Source organism: Noviherbaspirillum pedocola, from assembly GCF_016632335.1.
Classification (GTDB): Bacteria; Pseudomonadota; Gammaproteobacteria; order Burkholderiales; family Burkholderiaceae_D; genus Noviherbaspirillum_A; species Noviherbaspirillum_A pedocola.
Window position 1 is genome coordinate 93,936 of sequence record NZ_JAEPBG010000004.1, and the last position, 17,176, is coordinate 111,111.

Sequence of the window (17,176 nt, forward strand, 5' to 3'; positions counted from 1 at the left end):
AGCTGACTGTTTATGGGCCTGAACATCGGCAGAGGGGCGAACCGCCATCGCAGCGATGCGGTTCGCCCCATTTTGTTTTGCATGAGCGCTGCGCGAAGCTCAATCGTCAAGCGATCGGACAGCACCTATGGCGTGTCATCAAGTGGACCTGCGGAGGATTGCCCGGTCATTGGCGCGTTAATGGTAATGAGCGCGGCGCGTGACGCTGAGATTGCCACCCGTTACGACAAGACCGTCCAAAACTTCCTCGGCGCAATCCATCTCGCTACCACTGTTATCCAGCGCAATTGATGAAGCGCCCAAGTTGTCAGATGGTTGTCAGACGGAAATATTAGGATGGTGTCGTCTTGCGTTGGCGAGACCTCCAGAAAACCTTCCCCGCGATCGTCACGGTCGCGGGTTTTTTCAACGACGCCGCAGGTACGCAACTGTGGTGTCATCACGAAGGAGTGCACGACCGTCTGATGCCGAGCTGAACACAAGAATCACCGGGATGTCGCATCCGGTCGTGCCAGGTCCAACGGCGTCTGGAGGACCTGTCGAGAAAGTATGCGCATTCTGCAAAGGGCAAACCTCGCGAAAGCGGGGGACGCAAAGTCACCGGTCTACCGGATCAGCAAGCAGTTGATCCCATGACGGCAGGACTGCCAGAAAGCGCATGCCAGCAGCAGCCATTTCTTTTCTGTAGCAGGCGCGCGTTTCTGCAGTTCTGTTTAAGCCAATTAAACAGAACAGAAATGAACAACACCAACCAGCAAAAAGACCACTTCGTGGCGCGACGCGCCATTCCCCGCAAGCTCACGCTTGCCTTGCTTCTCAGTCTGCTCGGCTGTGGCGCCGTCATCAGCGCCAGCGCCGCCCCTGCTGCTTCGGAACAGTGGGCAAAGGGCCGCATCCTCGTGATGCCGCGCGCCGGCCTGCCGGAACAGGCGCTTGCCGCCATCGCCGGCACTGTTGGCGGCCATGCCCGCAAGGTCGGCCAAAGCGACCTGCATATCGTGGACCTGCCCGCCGGCGCGTCCGAGACGGCCGCGGTGCAGCACCTCTCGCAAAACCCGCACATCCAGTTCGCCGAACTGGACCGCAAGGTGTCGGCCAAGTTCACGCCGAACGATCCGTACTTCGGCAGCGAATGGCACCTGGCCAAGGTCAACGCGCCGAGCGCTTGGGACACCACCCAGGGCGCTGGCGTAACGATCGCCATTCTCGACTCCGGCGTTGACGGCTCCCACCCGGACCTCGTTCCGAACCTGGTGGCGGGCTACAACTTCTACGACAACAACACGAATACCGCGGATGCATGCGGCCACGGCACCGCGGTGGCCGGCACCGCAGCAGCAGTCAGCAACAATGGCGCGGGCGTGGCTGGCGTTGCAGGCCAGGCCAGGATCATGCCGATCCGTGTGGCCTATTTCGACACCACCTACAACGAGTGCTATGCCTACTACAGCACCATTTCCAATGGCCTGACATGGGCCGCTGATCACGGTGCAAAGATCGCCAATGTAAGCTATGGCGGCGTCGCCGCGAGTTCGTCCATCATCAGCGCCGCGCAGTACATGCAGAGCAAGGGCGGCCTGGTATTCGTCTCGGCAGGCAACAACGGCACACAGGACAACACCACGCCGACGTCTTCGATGATCGTGGTCTCCGCGACGGATCAGAATGACAACCTGTTCAGCTGGTCGACCTACGGCAGCTTCGTGACCCTGTCCGCGCCGGGCGACGTGTGGACCACGTCGAACGGCAGCGGCTACCAGGAATGGATGGGCACCTCCTTCTCCAGCCCGTTGACCGCCGCGGTCGGCGCGCTGGTCATGGCGGCCAATCCGAGCCTGACCGGAGCATCGGTGCAGAACATCCTGCAGTCCACCGCAGTGGACCTCGGCGCGGCAGGCAAGGACATCTACTACGGCTATGGCAGGGTGAACGCCGCCGCGGCGGTGCAGGCCGCGCTCACGAGCCCTGTAGCCGATACCACGGCGCCGACGGCTTCCATCACGTCACCCGGAGCGGGCAGCAGCGTCTCGGGCGTCGTGCCTGTCAGCGTCTCGGCAGCCGACAACGTCGGCGTGACCAGCGTGCAGCTCAGCGTCAACGGCACGGCCGTTGCTACCTCGACGAGCGCACCGTTCTCGTTCAGCTGGGATTCGACCGGCGTGGCAAACGGCTCCGCGACCCTCGTTGCATATGCCTATGACGCCGCCGGCAACAAGGGCGCTTCCTCGATCGTGACGGTCAACGTGGCGAATGCCACCACGATGGTCGCCAAGGATACGACGCCGCCTGTTGTCTCCATCGTCAACCCGGTCCCCGGCATGGTCTCCGGCACGGTGTCGGTCAACACGAACGCCAGCGACAACAATGGCTCCGCAGGTATCAGCCAGTGGATCTATGTCGACGGCGCGCTCAAGGCCCAGGGCACCGGTGCCACCCTTAGCTATAGCTGGAACACGCGTAAACTCGCCTCCGGCACGCACACCATCCAGGTAGTGGCCAAGGATGCGGCAGGCAATCAGTCGTCGACCTCGGTTCAGGTCACCCACTAACACTGCTTCTCCGGCCGGCGACTGCGCCGGCCGCGCGGGACTATCCCGATAGGGCAATTCAGGGAGATACACATCATGAAACAACGCAACACAATCGGACTTCTGAGCGCACTTGTCTCGGCCGCCTTGCTTGCTGCATGCGGCGGCAGTGGTGGCAGCGACACCAGCACCGCATCGGCCGGCTCGAACGGTTCGACCGGCACTAACACGACTAGCACGACCACCACAACGCTGGCCAGCAGCGGCACAGTTGGCGTGTCGCTGACCGACGCGCCGTCCTGCGGCTACGATGCGGTCAACGTCACCGTGACCAGGGTCCGACTCAATCAAAGCGCCACCGCATCCGACACCGACGCCGGCTGGACCGACATCACGCTCAACCCGGCGCGCAAGATCAACCTGCTCGACCTGTCCAATGGCGTGCTGACCGCGCTGGGCGACAGCCAACTGGCCCCAGGCCATTACACCCAGATCCGTCTCCTGCTCGATCCGAATACCGGCAACACGCTGGCGAATTCGGTGATCAGGTCAGGTACCACGACTGAGGTTTCGCTGTCGACGCCGAGCGCGATTCAGACCGGCATCAAGCTCGTGACTGACTTCGATGTGACGGCGGGACAGCGTACCGACCTGGTTCTCGACTTTGACGCTTGCAATTCCATAGTCACGCGCGGCAATGGCACGGTGATGCTCAAGCCGGTCGTGAAAGTCCTGCCCACAGCGCTGAACGGCATCGACGGCTTCGTCGGCGCCGGCCTGGCCGCGAACCATGTCGAAGTGTCGGCGCAGCAGAACGGCCAGATCGTCGCCAGCACCGCGCCGGATGCCGTCACCGGCGAATTCAAAATGCCGCGCCTGGCCGCGGGCAATTACGACGTCGTCATTACCGGCGACGGCCGCGCCGTCACCGTCATCACCGGCGTTCCCGTGACGAGCACGAGCGGCGAGGTAGTGGTGTCCACCAGCGCCGCACCGATCGTGCCGGCAGTTGCCTCGAGCGCCGCGCAGAGCATCAGCGGCACCATCACGCTGAATCCGGTAAGCACCTCAGTCGGCGCCTATGTGGCGGCACAGCAGACTCTGGCGTCGGGCACGCCTGTGACGATCCGCTATCGCGCGGCCAACCTGGACACGGGCGACTACACGCTGGCGAGCCTGCCGACGGTGGCTCCTTCGGTCGCGCAGTACAGCGCAAGCTTGCCGTTGACTTTTGCGACGCAAGCCACGATTACCCCCGGCATTGGCCAGTATGCGGTGCAGGCTTCGGCAACGGGCTACACAGCGCAATCGGTCAGCCCCATCACCATTACTGGCGCAGACCAGACAGGCGTGAATCTGACGCTGAGGCCGTAACAGCGGCTTTGCTGCAATCATTTGCCGTCGACGCGTAGCGAAACCCCCGAAGCCGGTCGTTGCATTGCAGTGGCCGGCTTTTTTAGCAGTTCGTCACGGCAGAGCCGCATTCAGAGTTAAACGTCAAGATTCAAGATCCGTTTGTCTGTGGTGACGCACGTCTGCTTCGTCCTGCGTTCCGGATATTTTGCTCAGCGCATCGAACCAGCTCTTTCCCCGATAACACCAGAAGACCATACTGAGTCCGATACATTTCCTGCAAATCGGCGAAGAACAAAAAAGCCGCCTGTACAGGCGGCTTGAGAAGCGGGGTCGCGGACTCGTAATCAGTAGTTGACCAGCGCCGGGACCAGGCTGCCAGCGTTCGGCGATCCCAGTCCAGTGACATAGTCATAGCTGCCAGCGGCTTGGCAGACCGCGCCGCAAGATCCATTGCTGCCGGAAGTCACGTCCCTGTAATTGGCATAGCTGCTTTTGCCAACTGTGTAGAGAGCGTTGTAGGCAGATGCCAGGCGAGCTTTGCCGGCAGCGGTACGCTGCGCGTTGACGATAGCGAATAGCGCGGCCCACTGCGGTGCTGCGGCGCTGGTGCCACCCATTTGAAACCACCCGGTCTGGCCGTTGTAGGGCACGCTTGTATAGACCGGCACGCCGCTGGCCGGATCGGCATTGTAAGAAACGTCCGGCACGCCGCGATGGCTGGCGTAAGGCAGTGGCCAATAAGTCTGCCCGGAAGGTTCGGAGGAATAGGAAGAGACGCCGCCGCCGGAACCATTCCATGCGGCTTCGCTGATGTAATTGCCGTAGGCGTCAGCATTCAGCGTGGTACCGCCAGCGGAAACCGTCATGCGCGAGGCCGCCGGATAATCGACGCCATGGCCCGAGTCTCCCGAAGCGGCGACGAAGGTAACGCCGGTCGCGCTGAAATGGGAATCGTAGTAGGACTGGCCGGAAAACTCGGGACCGCCAAAGCTCATCGATACTACCGATGCGCCATTTTTGACGGCGACATCGACGGCTGCCATGAGGTCCGTCATCGACGAGGACTTTGCCTCCACCAGCAGGATGCGTGCTTGCGGTGCGATTGCATGCGCCCATTGCACATCAAGCGCGATTTCCAGCGACCAGCCGCCGTCCACTGCCGGCTGTGAGCCGGCCGCATAGAGCTTCGTGAAGCAGCCGGTCGAGGAGACACAAGAGGGCAGACCATAAGCCTGAGAAAAGCTGTTCAGGTCGGACTCGATGTTCGGATCGTCGTAGGCGTCCACAATCGCGATCGTCTGACCCGCGCCCTGATTGGCGATTTTGTCAAAGCCATACGTGTGGCGCACGTTCGCCGGCGTGCGGCTTGTATTGGGCGCTGTCACCGCTTGCGGTGTCGCAGAGATCGGGGCGATAGGGCCGTTGCCGTGGATGCGAAACGGCGGGCGAGCATGTCCTGGAGGCGCTGTCATGCCTTCACGGGCATGGCCCACCGGATCGTTGGCTTGCTCATCTGCGGCCTGCTGTGCGACCGAGGAGGCCTGCTGAGGCAACGCGTAAGCCGAATTGAGTGAAATGATGCTGGCTGTAAGAGCGAAGGCAACTGTCGAAGATTGCAGAAAGCGCATGCGTGATGTTCCGTTTTGATCGGGGGAGAAACGCGGAAAGTACGTGTTTCGAGAGGGCGCAGGGGAATGCCTGCCGGAGAGAGACTGAAACGAAACAGCGTTATAGCGGCAAGCTGTCTTCGGCGCAAGCTGTCAAACCGGCAACGACAGCAGTTGTCACTCGCGCGGCTGGCCCAAACAGATATTGAAATGACTAAAACGCTTATCGGCAGTCTCACGAAAATGTAGTGCCGGAGCTGTATGTACGGCTGACATCCCGGTAACACTCGTCAAGTGGCAGCAATGGTGCGTTCTGCGGCATTGCCAGAAAGTGTCAATGTCGGGTACGCCAGCGGAAAGGCCTTGCTTGCCTTCTCTTGGCGCACACCAGGCAGCAATAGGGAAGGTGAGATTCGACGGGTAAATCGGCGATGTCGGTCTAATTTTCCATCGCACTCGATATGGCGAAAGCGACCGCCGGCCGGCGTGGATTCAGAATCTCAGGTTGGGTGAGTAGCGCCGCGTACCTGGTTGCGCCCGCTTTCCTTGGCGACATAGAGCGCCTTGTCGGTCGCCTGGATCAACGATTCCGCAGATGAAGAGTCGAGACCTGGAACGCATGCGGAGGCGCCGACGCTTACGGTCACTATCCCGACCGGACTGCCTGCGTGAAGTAACTCCAGCGAATGTATGGCAATTCGGAACCGTTCACCCATTGCGATCGCGCCAGCCTCATCCGTTTCAGGAAGCAGCACGGCGAGTTCTTCACCGCCATAACGGACTGCCACATCCCCTGGCCGGCTGCCCGTTCGCATCAATGTCTCGCCGATCTGGCGCAGGCAAACATCCCCGGCCAGATGGCCATAGTGGTCGTTGTAGCGTTTGAAGTAGTCGACGTCGATCAGCAGCAGCGCCAGCGGCGTACCGCCGCGCACGGCACGCGCAAATTCTTCGGCCAGTGCCGTATCGAACAGGCGTCGGTTGCCAAGGCCGGTCAGGCTGTCCTGCAGCGAGAGGCGTTCCAGCGATTTGTTCATCACCTCGAGCGCACCCTTGGCTTGTCTCAGTTCTTCCTGTGCTTGTTCGCGCTCATCGATGAGTCGGATAAGCCGATAGCCCACCACACACAGCACCGCAAGCACGACCGCCTCGATCGCAGTGGTGCGCTGCTTATCTTCTCGCCAGTGCGCCAGGACATCGTCAACGGCCAGGGCACTGGAAACGATGACTGGATAGTCCGGTAGCCGCTGGTAGCTGTACATCCGCTTTTTTCCGTCCACCACACCGGTAAGCACGGCGCTTCCCCGTTCGCCATTACCGAGGAAAGCACGGTACACCACCCCCTTGCTGAGGTCCGCTCCGATCAGCGCCGGGTCGTAAGGACGACGCACGATGACCGTGCCGTTATCCATCATCAGGAGGATGGCGCCGTTCCAGCCAATGTCGAAGCTGTTCTGGTACTGCGCGAAATAGTCGACGTCAATCGTCGCTACCGCGATACCGGCGAAGGAGCCATCAGGGCGGTTAATGCGGCGAGACACCGGCAAAATCCACTTCCCCGAAGTCACGCTGCGCACAGGCGCGCCGACGTGGGCGGTCGTTTCCCTATGGGTGACGTGATAGCGGAAATACTCCCGGTCAGGTATCGCGAATCTGCCAGTGATGACTGTGCGCGATGTCGCTATGCCTTGCCCCTGGCTGTCATAGATCGACACACTATTCAATGCCGGAAAGCGTATGGCGGTGCGCTGCAGCAGTATCTTGAAGTTCGGCTTGGCGGCGGCATCCATGCCGTCGTTTTCGAGTACATCAACCACGCCTACCAGAGCGATATCGGCGGCCTGGATGGTGTCGTTGGCTTGCTGGACCAAGGCGCGCGTCATATTCATCGTGGTAAGACGGGCATTGTCCAGTCGGTCTTCGCGCGCCTGCCATACGCTCCAGCCTTCTGCACCGACGAAAGAGAGGATGACTAAGCCAACGAAAGCAAATGCGAAAGCCCGGATGGTCCTGGGACGGAGTTGATAGCTGCGGCGGAACACCTTTCGCAGGCGAGGCAAATGACCATGCATGTTGGAAAGAACTGTTGGGGCAGGCACAACATAATGCAAACTCGTTGCCGATCACGGCTGCTTCACATTGGCAATTGCGCGAAATCAGACTTCGCGATCGAATGCCGCGAAAGGTGAGACTTCTGCCAGGTACGTGAGAACCACGTGAAGAAGATGATGAGATTTTTCCTGCGCCGCACAAAACGGCTGCGTATTTTAAAACAGCATCGGTTCCGTCGTCTCGGCCGTATCGCTGGAAGGAATGCCGACTTGTCCCTGGCGAATCGCTTCGGCGCGCTGCGCTATGGCATCGCGTTCAGCAGGGCTTAGCCGTGCCACGTTTTTCACTTGTAACGCGGTGCGCGCGTTCGTGCTCAGCAGCTTTTCGTGGCGCATCAGGAAATCCCAGTACAGCGTGGTGTACGGACAGGCGCGATCGCCGGTACGCCGCGCCGGATCGTAGCGGCAACTGGAGCACGGGCCGCCCATACGCTCTATGTATTTGCCGGTGGCGATATACGGTTTGCTGGCCATCAGGCCGCCATCGCCGTACTGGCTCATGCCCAGCGTATTGGGCAGCTCGACCCATTCGACAGCGTCGACATACACCGCCAGATACCACGCATGCACCTGCTGCGGTCGCACGCCCATCAGCAGCGTGAACAATCCGGTGACCATCAGACGCTGGATATGGTGAGCATAGCCGTGCTGCAGCGTCTGCGAGAGCGCCTCGCGCAGGCAGGCCATGTCGGTATCGCCGGTCCAGTACCAGGCGGGCAGATCGAAAACCGCATCGAGGGCGTTGCGGTCGGCATAGCCGGGCATCTGCGTCCAGTAGATGCCACGCACATATTCGCGCCAACCCAGGATTTGCCGGATGAAACCTTCAGCGCTTGGCAAGGGCACGCGTCCGGCGTGATAGGCAAGCTCGGCCGCATGCACGACCTCGCGCGCGCTCAGCAGTTTCAGGTTCAGCGCCGCGGACAGATGCGAGTGGTACAGCCACGGCTCGCCGGGCCACATTGCGTCTTCATAGCGGCCGAACAGCGGAAGTCTCTCTTCGACAAAGCGTTCCAGTGCCTCCAATGCCTGCTCGCGCGTGACGGGCCAGGCGAAGCTGGCAAGCGTGCCGGGGTGCCGGGCGAAGCGGCTTTCGACCAGCGCAATGACCTCGCGCGTGATCGCATCGGGCGGGAAGGCAGCGCGCGCCGGCACGGTGCCCGGTCCTTCGGGACCAAAGGTCTCGCGGTTGTCGGCGTCGAAGTTCCACCGGCCGCCGATCGGCGCGCCATCCTGCATCAACACCTTGTGGCGCTGGCGCAGTTCTCGGTAGAAGTACTCCAGCCGCAGCGACTTGCGGCCTTTTGCGTGGGCGGCAAACTCGCGCACGGTGGTGAAGAAGTGACGGTCTTCGCGTACTTCCAGCGTCAGCCCGGCGTTTTCCACCACCGCCTTCAACGATTGCCACACGCGCCAGTCTCCCGGCGCCGTCATCACCACCCGCTGTGGCGTGAGCGTCGACAGGTACGCCCGCAGCTCGGCAGCCAGCGTGCCGCGGTTGCCAGCGTCGTCCAGCCGCGTGTAAGTCAGCGGCATGCCCGCGTCGCGCAACGTCTGCGCAAAGTGGCGCATTGCCGCCAGAAAGATCGCAATGCGCTGCTTGCTTGACCAGACGTGGGTCGATTCCTCCGCGGCTTCGGCCATCCATACGGCATCCTGAGCGCGGTCGAAGCCGTCGAAAGCGGTCGCTTCCATGTCGAGCTGGTCGCCCAGCACGAGGACGAGGGTGCGCACGTGCGTGAGCGTCGAGTGCCTAGCCATTTAGCGCCTGCCTCGCCAGAGCGGCCGGATCCGGAGGAAGGCTCGGTAGATGCCTTCCAGCAGCCACAGTCCTGGCCGTGTATCCATCAGTCGACCGAGCCAGGCCCAGCGCGGTAGCGATTGCCACAACAGCGTGAACGCGGCGGCACCGCTGACTAAAGTGCCGTCGGGCCGGCGCAGGTGCAGCCGCGCCATCGCAGACTCGCGGCTCAGATCCGCGCCGAGCTCGGTCGTGTCGCAGCGTGCGATGTCGATCCAGTGCACGCCTTCCGCTCCGGCTTGCCTGCGGTACATCGCGATCTCGCGCGAACACACCGGGCAGGCACCGTCGAAGTACAGCGTGGGTTTGGACTGGTCCATGTTTGGCCTCCGGAATAAGACGGGCCATTATAAGAAAAATGAACTCATACTGAACTCATACACTTTAAAATGCGTCGAATATCCAGTAGCAGCCAACGCAAAAGCAACTCGTTCAGATCATGAAGCGTCAACATTCGCAACCAGCGCCAGCAGCGCCCGATCCGTCCTTTCGCAGCGGGGCAGTCGCGCATATGGCAAATATCCCGGTGGCGACTCTGCGTATCTGGGAGCAGCGCTACGGCGCAGTACAGCCGGCCACGGCGGCGTCGGGACATCGGCTGTATTCGCTGGCCGATGTGCAGCGCGTGCTGTTGCTGCGGCGGTTGACTGAACAGGGACACGCGATCGGAACGATTGCGGCGCTTGACTCGACGCAGTTGCAGGAAATGGCCGGCATGCCCGCCGGCGTTGCAGCTGGCGCCAACCACAAATTCGTCCGTCCGGCAGCCGGCTTGCGGATGGTCGTAGTGGGACTGCCGCTAGCGGCGCGGCTGCAGCGTCCGGCAGTGGTGCAACATCTGTCGCAGCCGCTGAGGCGCATGGCGGTGTTCGAGTCGCTGGACGAGGCGGTGCAGGCATCATCAGGCATGCCAGCTGACTTGCTGCTCTGGCACGCGCCGGAACTGCTTACCGGCGTGCCACCGGCCTTGCCGGCGGCGCAGCAATCATGCGGGGCCCGTCAGGCAGCGGTGGTGTATCGCTTTGCAGGAGCGAGCGCGACAAAGGCGTTTGCGGATACGGGTGCGGTGGTGATCCGCGAGCCGATTGACGACGACGCCCTGGGCAGCTGGCTCGCCTCGATGGAGGCAACCCTGCGCTCGCCGCAGGACTCGTCGTCCGCGCGGGAAGCCGCTCCGGCATCCCCGGCACTGGCGAACAGCGCCGTGGCGCCGCGCCGCTTTGACGACGCCACGCTGACAGCGATCGCGGGACTGCCGCCCCAGTTGTTCTGCGAATGCCCGCGCCACGTTGCCGAATTGCTGATGCAGTTGGCGAGCTTCGAAGCCTACAGCGCCGGTTGCAGCAGTGTCAGCGCGGCCGATGCGCAAGTGCATGCCTACCTGCAGCAGGTGGCCGGCACCGCCCGCGCGCTGTTCGAGTCGGCGCTTGAGCGCGTGGCCCGCCACGCCGGTCTGCCGCTTCGCTAACCAGGAGGTACCTGTCATGCCCGAGCTGAACCTGAAATTGCCTGCCCATGTCGCCTTGCTCGGTTACGGCGGCCTCGTGCCATTCGTGGGCCTGGTGATCCTATCCGGCGTGGACCCCGCTCGCGCAGCGGTGTGGGGCCGCGCGCTGGTGGGATATGGTGCGGTCATTCTCAGTTTTGTCGGGGCGCTGCATTGGGGCTTCGCGATGACAGCCGCAGGTATCGGTTTGGCACAGCGCCGACGCGCGTTCGTCTGGAGCGTGGTGCCGGCCTTGCTGGCGTGGCCCGCTACCTTGATGACCACACCCGCCGCGGCATTGCTCCTGGTGCTGGGATTTGCGCTGCACTTTGCGGAAGACCGCCGGCTTGCCGGCGTCGCCGCATTGCCTTCATGGTACCTGCCGCTGCGCTGGCGTCTTACCGTGGTCGCCAGCGTGTGCCTGCTCGCGTACGTGTGGCGTGGAGCGGGGCAGGGATGAGACAGTGCGTGCGGCAAATTGGCGAGCCGACGTTGTCCCGGTATAACCCGCGGTTCGCGCCTTGGTTCATGCGCCGCAATGAGATCTGGCTCGCCCTGGAAACCGCCGATCCGGGCGCTGCTGCGCGCTGAGCCAGCGCCGTGGCGAAAAAAATCAGGATGAGAGAACGCCTCGAATAGAAGCCGGAAGTGCAGCCAGAGCCGACCATCATGGGCCAAGAGCGGACCGACGCAAGGGAGTTCATCGATGTATGCCTTCTTCCTCGCATGGAACAGGCATGAATTCCTTCAGGAAGGGAGCGGTGCGGCTGGCTTTGTCATGCACGATCTCCGCAGGCGTACCTGACGCAACAATCCTGCCTCCTTCATCACCTGCGCCCGGCCCGATATCGATTACCCAGTCGCTTGCTGCCAGCATGCGCATGTCATGTTCGACGACGATAACGGTATTGCCTGATTGAACCAGCTTGTCGAGCTGAAAGATCAGCTTGTCGACATCCGACGGATGCAGCCCGGTCGTCGGCTCATCCAGGATGTAGAGTGTATTGCCTCGCGTGGTACGTTGCAGTTCAGTTGCCAGCTTGATGCGTTGCGCTTCGCCTCCGGAAAGTTCGGTCGCGGGTTGACCCAGCCGCAGGTAACCGAGACCGACTTCACGCAGCACGCCCAGAGAACGTTGTATCGCGGGCTCATCGACAAAGAAATCATGAGCGGCATCGACCGTCATGGACAATACATCTGCAATGTTCTTGTTCTTGTATCTAATCTCCAGGGTCTCGGCATTGAAGCGTGTTCCCTGGCAGACCGGGCACGGCGCATAGACGCTCGGAAGAAACAGCAATTCAACCATGACAAAGCCTTCGCCCTCGCAGTTGCCACAGCGCCCCTTGGCGACATTGAATGAAAACCGCCCGGCGTCGTAGTGGCGTGTCCTGGCTGCCTGCGTGGAAGCGAAAAGCTTGCGGACATGGTCGAACAGGCCGGTGTAGGTGGCAAGGTTCGAGCGTGGCGTGCGCCCGATGGGCTTCTGATCCACCGTAACCAGACGCCCGATGCTGGCCATGCCAGCCGTGATGCGGCCACCCAGCGTGGCGGGCATGTCATGCTCTATCGATTCGCCCTGGTCTGCTTCCGCAACAAGCTCCTGGCCCAATTCCCGCGATACCAGCTCGACCAGCACCTGGCTCACCAGGCTGGATTTCCCCGAGCCCGAAACGCCGCTGACGCTGGTCAGAACGCCTAAAGGAAACGCTGCATCGACGTTGGCGAGATTGTTACGCGTGACGCCTTCCACTTGCAGCCAGCCGCGCGGGGAACGTATCGAACGCCCGGCAAGCCCGTTGTCCGTGAATAGATAACGTCGGGTATGCGAGTCCGTGACATGCGACAGGCCCGGCGGCGGCCCGCTATACAGAACGCGTCCGCCATGCTCTCCGGCTTCGGGGCCGACATCGACAATCCAATCGGCATGACGGATCACTCCCAGCGCATGTTCGACGACAAACATGGAATTTCCCGCCTGCTTCAAGCGGTCCAGCGCTTCCAGCAGCGCCTGGGTATCCGCGGGATGCAATCCGGCCGAAGGCTCGTCAAGCACATACACCACGCCAAAGAGATTGGAGTGAACCTGCGTTGCAAGCCGCAGCCGCTGCAATTCGCCGGGGGACAAGGTCGGTGTGCTGCGCTCGAGCGTCAGGTACCCCAGCCCCAGTGACAGCAGTACCGACAGCCGATCAGAGAGGTCGGCCGCAATGCGCTGGGTGACGATAGCCTTTTCGGGATGCGTTGCTGCCATTTGATCCCAGCCTGGCGCGCTTTCCCGGGCATAGGGATGCAGCAGGGTTGCCAGCTGCTTCAACGGTAGTCTGGAGAGCTCGGCGATATCGTATCCGGCAAAGCTGATGGCAAGCGATTCGGGGCGAAGTCGCTTGCCCATGCATAGCGGGCACTCCTTCCCTACCATGTACTGGGAAACCCGCTTTTTCATGGACGCGCTTTCCGTATTGGCAAAGGTGTCCAGCACATATTTGCGGGCGCTGGTGAAGGTGCCCTGATAGCTGGGCGTGTCCTTTCGCTTCAACGCCTGCTGCACTTCCTTTGGGCTCAGTCCGGCATAGACCGGAACCACCGGCTGTTCCTCGGTGAACAGGATCCAGTTGCGGTCCTTCTTTGGCAATTTGCGCCAGGGTATGTCGATGTCGTAGCCAAGGGTCGTCAGGATATCGCGCAGATTCTGTCCATGCCATGCGGGCGGCCACGCGGCGATCGCGCGTTCCCTGATCGTCAGACGATCGTCCGGCACCATGGATTGCTCCGTCACTTCATACACCCGTCCCAACCCATGGCAGGTGGGGCAGGCGCCTTCCGGCGTATTCGGAGAAAAGGATTCCGCATACAGGATCTCCTGGCCTTCAGGGTAATTGCCGGCGCGCGAGTACAGCATGCGTAGCGAATTGGACAGCGTAGTGACGCTGCCGACCGATGAGCGGGTAGTCGGCGCCCCCCGCTGCTGTTGCAGGGCGATGGCGGGAGGAAGCCCTTCGATGCTGTCCACTTCCGGCACGGGCATTTGATGGAACAGGCGGCGTGCATAGGGAGAAACCGACTCGAGATAACGTCTTTGCGCTTCCGCGTAGAGCGTGCCGAAAGCCAGCGAAGATTTGCCGGACCCGGATATGCCGGTAAAGACCACGAGTGCATTACGGGGAATCTCAAGGTGCACGTCTTTCAGATTGTGTTCGCGTGCACCACGAATCTGCACAAAGCCGTCTTTTTTGCTCATCTAGTTTTCCTGTTGGATCGCCTGTACGCAGTGTTCGAAGTGGATAGGTGCCCCATGTTCAGCCATTGGCCTTTGTCGGACGTTCTTTACCCATTAATAAAATGTCCACTAATGTGACCGTGAGAAACACGAAATAGTTCGATATGCCGTGTGGTGCAGCGCACGTAAGGTGTTTCAGTCGTTCCTGCCAGCGGAGAGAGAATCTCGTCCTGCTGCCGGATGGAACGCGGGCAGGGGAACATTTCAGAGCTCTGTTTCGAGCGGATAGACAGGAACCTTCCCAAGGAAGAAGGTCGAAAACATCATCGTTCGCTTCTATCCGACAAACCGCACTCAGCAATAAGGAAAAGAGCATGGTCGCTGCAGTCCCGCAATTGTTTGCCGACGAACCGGTCGGTGCATTAGAGACCGTCGCACTCTTCGATGGCGCGATGCCTACCGGCGTAACGGTTTCCCGGCAAGGTCGCATCTTCATCAACTTTCCCAAGTGGGGCGACGATGTGCAATTCACGGTCGCTGAACTGCGCGAAGGCAAGCCGGTAGCCTATCCGGATGCGGCATTCAACCGTACAGACCCGAACGACCCTGCCGCGGCACTGGTCTCGGTGCAGAGCGTAGTGATCGATCCGGCCGACCGGCTCTGGATCCTCGATACCGGCAGCCCCATGTTCCAGCCGACGCAATACGGGGGCCCCAAACTTGTCTGTGTCGACCTTGCTGCCGATAAGGTAGTGCGCAAGATCCTGCTGCCGCCGGACGTCGCTCTGCCCACCACCTACCTTAACGATGTGCGCTTCAATCTGCGGCAAGGCAACGAAGGCATGGCCTTCATCACCGACTCCTCGGCCAAGGGACCCACCGGCATCATCGTCGTCGATCTTGCCTCGGGCGATAGCTGGCGCCGGCTGCATGACCATCCGTCCACCAAGCCGCTGGAGATACACGAGTTCCTGCCGGTGGTCGAGGGACGGCCGTTCCTGCAGCAACAGCCGGACGGCACGGTCAAGCCCGGCCCGGCGATGGGCACCGACGGCGTTGCCATCAGCGCCGATGGGACGCGCCTCTTCTATTGCCCGCTGGGCAGCCGCAACTTGTATAGCGTGTCGACCGAAGCGCTGATAGACCGCTCGAAGAGCGATGCCGACGTGGCGACAACGGTGGTCGACGAGGGCAACAAGGGCGGCGGCTCGGACGGCCTGGAATCGGATGCCGCAGGCTGCATTTACGCGACTGACTATGAACACAACGCGGTGCTGCGCCGCAGGCCGGACGGCAGGTGGGAAACCGTAGTGCACGATCCGCGCCTGCTCTGGCCGGACACGATGTCGGTCGCGGCAGACGGCTATCTGTACGTGACCGCGAATCAGTTGCATCGCCAGGCGCGTTATCACGGTGGGCAGGATCTGCGGCACAAGCCGTATGTGCTGTTCCGTACCCGCATCGATGCGCGGCCAGTCGAGTTGGGCTGATCCTGCTTCTCAATCGCATGCTCGGCATCGAGTTCATCGACTTGGGCTGGAAGGATAACCGCTACATGCACGCCTTCGGCAGCCTGCCGGGCGATATACTGCTCGCCAGCTTCGAGCAGGCTTGGCAGAAGATGCGCCAGCATGGCCATCCGCATGCGCCGGGTGCCCATTCGATCACGCAGGCGGCAGTCTAAGCCGGCAACTTCGCGTGGCCGAGCGAGGCCCTTCCGCTGCTCGCAAACCTGGCGTATGCCTTCATTTCGATGCGAGCCTCCAACAAGCAGCCTGGTGCGAAAGGTACGGCGAAGAATGGTTTTTCCGGGTTTGCAATATGCATGGGCGAAGCGCCAGATGGACAACAAACAGCTTATCGGGCTGTGTTTCGTATTCTTGTGGTTCTTCATCGGCGGCATCATGCACTTCGTCGCGACCGATCTCGAGGTCAGTATCGTTCCACCGTGGATCCCATGGCCGCGCGCGGCTGTACTGGTCAGCGGAGTGCTTGAGCTGGCTGGTGCGCTCGGAATCATCATTCCTTCGACACGAAAGGCCGCCGGTGCCGGCCTGTTCATGCTTACGCTAGCAGTGACACCGGCGAACATCTACATGCTGCAGCGGCCGGAGTTGTTCGGGATATCGATGTGGTTGCTATGGATGCGCCTACCGCTGCAGGTAGCGCTGTTGTGGCTCATCCTATGGAGCACTCGCCGTTTGCATCGGCGTCGCTGAGTGATCTGATCTGGAGACTAATCTACCAAGAGCCGTGCAAGAGTTGCGCGACCTGCTCAGTAGCGCAGACGCGATTCTTATAGCCAGTCCCGAATATGCGCATGGCATAAACGGAACGATGAAAAACACTTTGGATTGGCTGCTAAGCCATCCTGGCTTTGCTTACAAGCCCGTTTCGGTATTCAATCCTTCATATCAGTGTCATCACGCGCATAAAGCGCTGAAGGAGACTTTACGTACCATGGCAGCGGACCTTATTCCTGGTGCCTGAATCCGCATACCAGTAATCGGATCGGGAATTGACCAGAGCGAAATTGCGCAGAAACCGACATTTCGTGCAGCGATAAGCGGAGCGCTTGAATGCGTCGTACATCATTTACAACCGAAATCAGCCAACGGACGAAGCTTAATTGTTGGAAATACAAGGAGTTGAACAACCGTTTGCTGAAATCAACGGCTATGGTGCACATGATATTGACCCGGAACTTGGTTAGCCTGTGGTCTTGCTCAATCAAGTTATTCACGCATTTGGAGAATCAAAGTTTCGGGTCGCAAACTCCGTCGAACCGGCTTTGCAACAATAGACAGTACCTGCTATATTTCCGTGTGACAACAGTTCTCTCTTGCCGCGTCTGAATTGTCGTCCCAAATTTCCTGTTTTCTTCGAGACGATTGCACCGAGAATAACGAAAACCCGAAGAAAATTTGTTATGAGCGAGCGCCAACGCTATGCCGTGCTTAATTTGCCGGCAGTTCCTGAAGTCAGCGCTATAAAAATCGTTTTCAACCGTCGCAGCGCAATCATTATTACGTTCACGACGCCAGAAAAAGAGCACATTCAAGGTTAA

General features: G+C 60.8%; 15 protein-coding genes and 1 riboswitch. Of the genes, 10 read left to right on the plus strand and 5 right to left on the minus strand.

Annotated features, from left to right (window positions below):
* Positions 1-12 precede the first annotated feature (12 nt).
* The 3 genes from JJB74_RS11390 to JJB74_RS11400 all read left to right on the plus strand — a co-directional run bounded on the left by JJB74_RS11390 (position 13) and on the right by JJB74_RS11400 (position 3,902).
* Positions 13-291 carry a hypothetical protein gene (locus JJB74_RS11390; RefSeq protein ID WP_200591993.1) on the plus strand — a complete coding sequence of 93 codons (279 nt, stop codon included), beginning with the start codon at positions 13-15 and terminating at the stop codon, positions 289-291.
* Positions 292-556: 265 nt separating this feature from the next.
* Positions 557-652: riboswitch (cyclic di-GMP riboswitch) on the plus strand.
* A gap of 85 nt (positions 653-737) precedes the next feature.
* Positions 738-2,549, plus strand: coding sequence for a S8 family serine peptidase (locus tag JJB74_RS11395; protein WP_200591994.1), 1,812 nt, complete (start codon positions 738-740; stop codon positions 2,547-2,549).
* A 75-nt stretch (positions 2,550-2,624) separates the two neighbouring features.
* The gene (locus tag JJB74_RS11400; protein WP_200591995.1) at positions 2,625-3,902 is read left to right on the plus strand and encodes a DUF4382 domain-containing protein; all 1,278 of its coding nucleotides are present in this window, start codon (positions 2,625-2,627) and stop codon (positions 3,900-3,902) included.
* Between the two features lie 326 nt (positions 3,903-4,228).
* Here the strand turns inward: JJB74_RS11400 and JJB74_RS11405 are convergent, their stop codons facing one another.
* The 4 genes from JJB74_RS11405 to JJB74_RS11420 form a co-directional block, all read right to left on the minus strand.
* Positions 4,229-5,512, minus strand: a complete 1,284-nt coding sequence (locus JJB74_RS11405) for a S53 family peptidase (RefSeq protein ID WP_234484115.1) — start codon at positions 5,510-5,512, stop codon at positions 4,229-4,231.
* A gap of 479 nt (positions 5,513-5,991) precedes the next feature.
* A complete protein-coding gene (locus JJB74_RS11410; protein ID WP_200591996.1) occupies positions 5,992-7,602 on the minus strand; it encodes a sensor domain-containing diguanylate cyclase in 1,611 nt (536 codons plus the stop codon).
* A 156-nt stretch (positions 7,603-7,758) separates the two neighbouring features.
* Positions 7,759-9,363, minus strand: coding sequence for a cryptochrome/photolyase family protein (locus JJB74_RS11415; protein WP_200591997.1), 1,605 nt, complete (start codon positions 9,361-9,363; stop codon positions 7,759-7,761).
* Positions 9,364-9,723, minus strand: a complete 360-nt coding sequence (locus tag JJB74_RS11420; protein ID WP_200591998.1) for a thiol-disulfide oxidoreductase DCC family protein — start codon at positions 9,721-9,723, stop codon at positions 9,364-9,366.
* Between the two features lie 119 nt (positions 9,724-9,842).
* Here JJB74_RS11420 and JJB74_RS11425 point away from each other — a divergent pair, with 119 nt between their 5' ends.
* The gene (locus tag JJB74_RS11425) at positions 9,843-10,871 is read left to right on the plus strand and encodes a MerR family transcriptional regulator (protein ID WP_267913151.1); all 1,029 of its coding nucleotides are present in this window, start codon (positions 9,843-9,845) and stop codon (positions 10,869-10,871) included.
* A gap of 16 nt (positions 10,872-10,887) precedes the next feature.
* The gene (locus tag JJB74_RS11430) at positions 10,888-11,349 is read left to right on the plus strand and encodes a DUF3429 domain-containing protein (RefSeq protein WP_200592000.1); all 462 of its coding nucleotides are present in this window, start codon (positions 10,888-10,890) and stop codon (positions 11,347-11,349) included.
* Between the two features lie 240 nt (positions 11,350-11,589).
* On the opposite strand, the gene JJB74_RS11435 is transcribed toward JJB74_RS11430, so the two are convergent.
* Complete coding sequence (locus JJB74_RS11435; RefSeq protein WP_200592001.1) at positions 11,590-14,130, minus strand: excinuclease ABC subunit UvrA; 2,541 nt, start codon at positions 14,128-14,130, stop codon at positions 11,590-11,592.
* A gap of 353 nt (positions 14,131-14,483) precedes the next feature.
* Between JJB74_RS11435 and JJB74_RS11440 the strand changes: the two genes are divergently transcribed.
* The 5 genes from JJB74_RS11440 (at position 14,484) to JJB74_RS11460 (ending at position 17,176) form a co-directional block, all read left to right on the plus strand.
* Complete coding sequence (locus tag JJB74_RS11440; protein WP_200592002.1) at positions 14,484-15,599, plus strand: L-dopachrome tautomerase-related protein; 1,116 nt, start codon at positions 14,484-14,486, stop codon at positions 15,597-15,599.
* Between the two features lie 17 nt (positions 15,600-15,616).
* Complete coding sequence (locus JJB74_RS11445; RefSeq protein WP_200592003.1) at positions 15,617-15,793, plus strand: tryptophan 7-halogenase; 177 nt, start codon at positions 15,617-15,619, stop codon at positions 15,791-15,793.
* A 157-nt stretch (positions 15,794-15,950) separates the two neighbouring features.
* On the plus strand, positions 15,951-16,328 hold the full coding sequence (locus JJB74_RS11450) for a DoxX family protein (RefSeq protein WP_200592004.1): 378 nt from the start codon (positions 15,951-15,953) through the stop codon (positions 16,326-16,328).
* A gap of 10 nt (positions 16,329-16,338) precedes the next feature.
* Entirely contained in the window at positions 16,339-16,599 is a 261-nt protein-coding gene (locus tag JJB74_RS34170; RefSeq protein WP_407672339.1) for an NADPH-dependent FMN reductase, read from the plus strand.
* Positions 16,600-17,038: 439 nt separating this feature from the next.
* Entirely contained in the window at positions 17,039-17,176 is a 138-nt protein-coding gene (locus JJB74_RS11460; protein WP_200592006.1) for a hypothetical protein, read from the plus strand.

Coding starts and splice junctions, on each gene's coding strand:
- JJB74_RS11390 (WP_200591993.1), top strand. CDS start 13: ATGGGCCTGAACATCGGCAGAGGGGCGAACCGCCATCGCAGCGATGCG.
- JJB74_RS11415 (WP_200591997.1), bottom strand. CDS start 9,363: ATGGCTAGGCACTCGACGCTCACGCACGTGCGCACCCTCGTCCTCGTG.
- JJB74_RS11445 (WP_200592003.1), top strand. CDS start 15,617: ATGCTCGGCATCGAGTTCATCGACTTGGGCTGGAAGGATAACCGCTAC.
- JJB74_RS11450 (WP_200592004.1), top strand. CDS start 15,951: ATGGACAACAAACAGCTTATCGGGCTGTGTTTCGTATTCTTGTGGTTC.
- JJB74_RS11460 (WP_200592006.1), top strand. CDS start 17,039: ATGAGCGAGCGCCAACGCTATGCCGTGCTTAATTTGCCGGCAGTTCCT.
- JJB74_RS11395 (WP_200591994.1), top strand. CDS start 738: ATGAACAACACCAACCAGCAAAAAGACCACTTCGTGGCGCGACGCGCC.
- JJB74_RS11435 (WP_200592001.1), bottom strand. CDS start 14,130: ATGAGCAAAAAAGACGGCTTTGTGCAGATTCGTGGTGCACGCGAACAC.
- JJB74_RS11440 (WP_200592002.1), top strand. CDS start 14,484: ATGGTCGCTGCAGTCCCGCAATTGTTTGCCGACGAACCGGTCGGTGCA.
- JJB74_RS11430 (WP_200592000.1), top strand. CDS start 10,888: ATGCCCGAGCTGAACCTGAAATTGCCTGCCCATGTCGCCTTGCTCGGT.
- JJB74_RS11420 (WP_200591998.1), bottom strand. CDS start 9,723: ATGGACCAGTCCAAACCCACGCTGTACTTCGACGGTGCCTGCCCGGTG.
- JJB74_RS11425 (WP_267913151.1), top strand. CDS start 9,843: ATGAAGCGTCAACATTCGCAACCAGCGCCAGCAGCGCCCGATCCGTCC.
- JJB74_RS11405 (WP_234484115.1), bottom strand. CDS start 5,512: ATGCGCTTTCTGCAATCTTCGACAGTTGCCTTCGCTCTTACAGCCAGC.
- JJB74_RS11400 (WP_200591995.1), top strand. CDS start 2,625: ATGAAACAACGCAACACAATCGGACTTCTGAGCGCACTTGTCTCGGCC.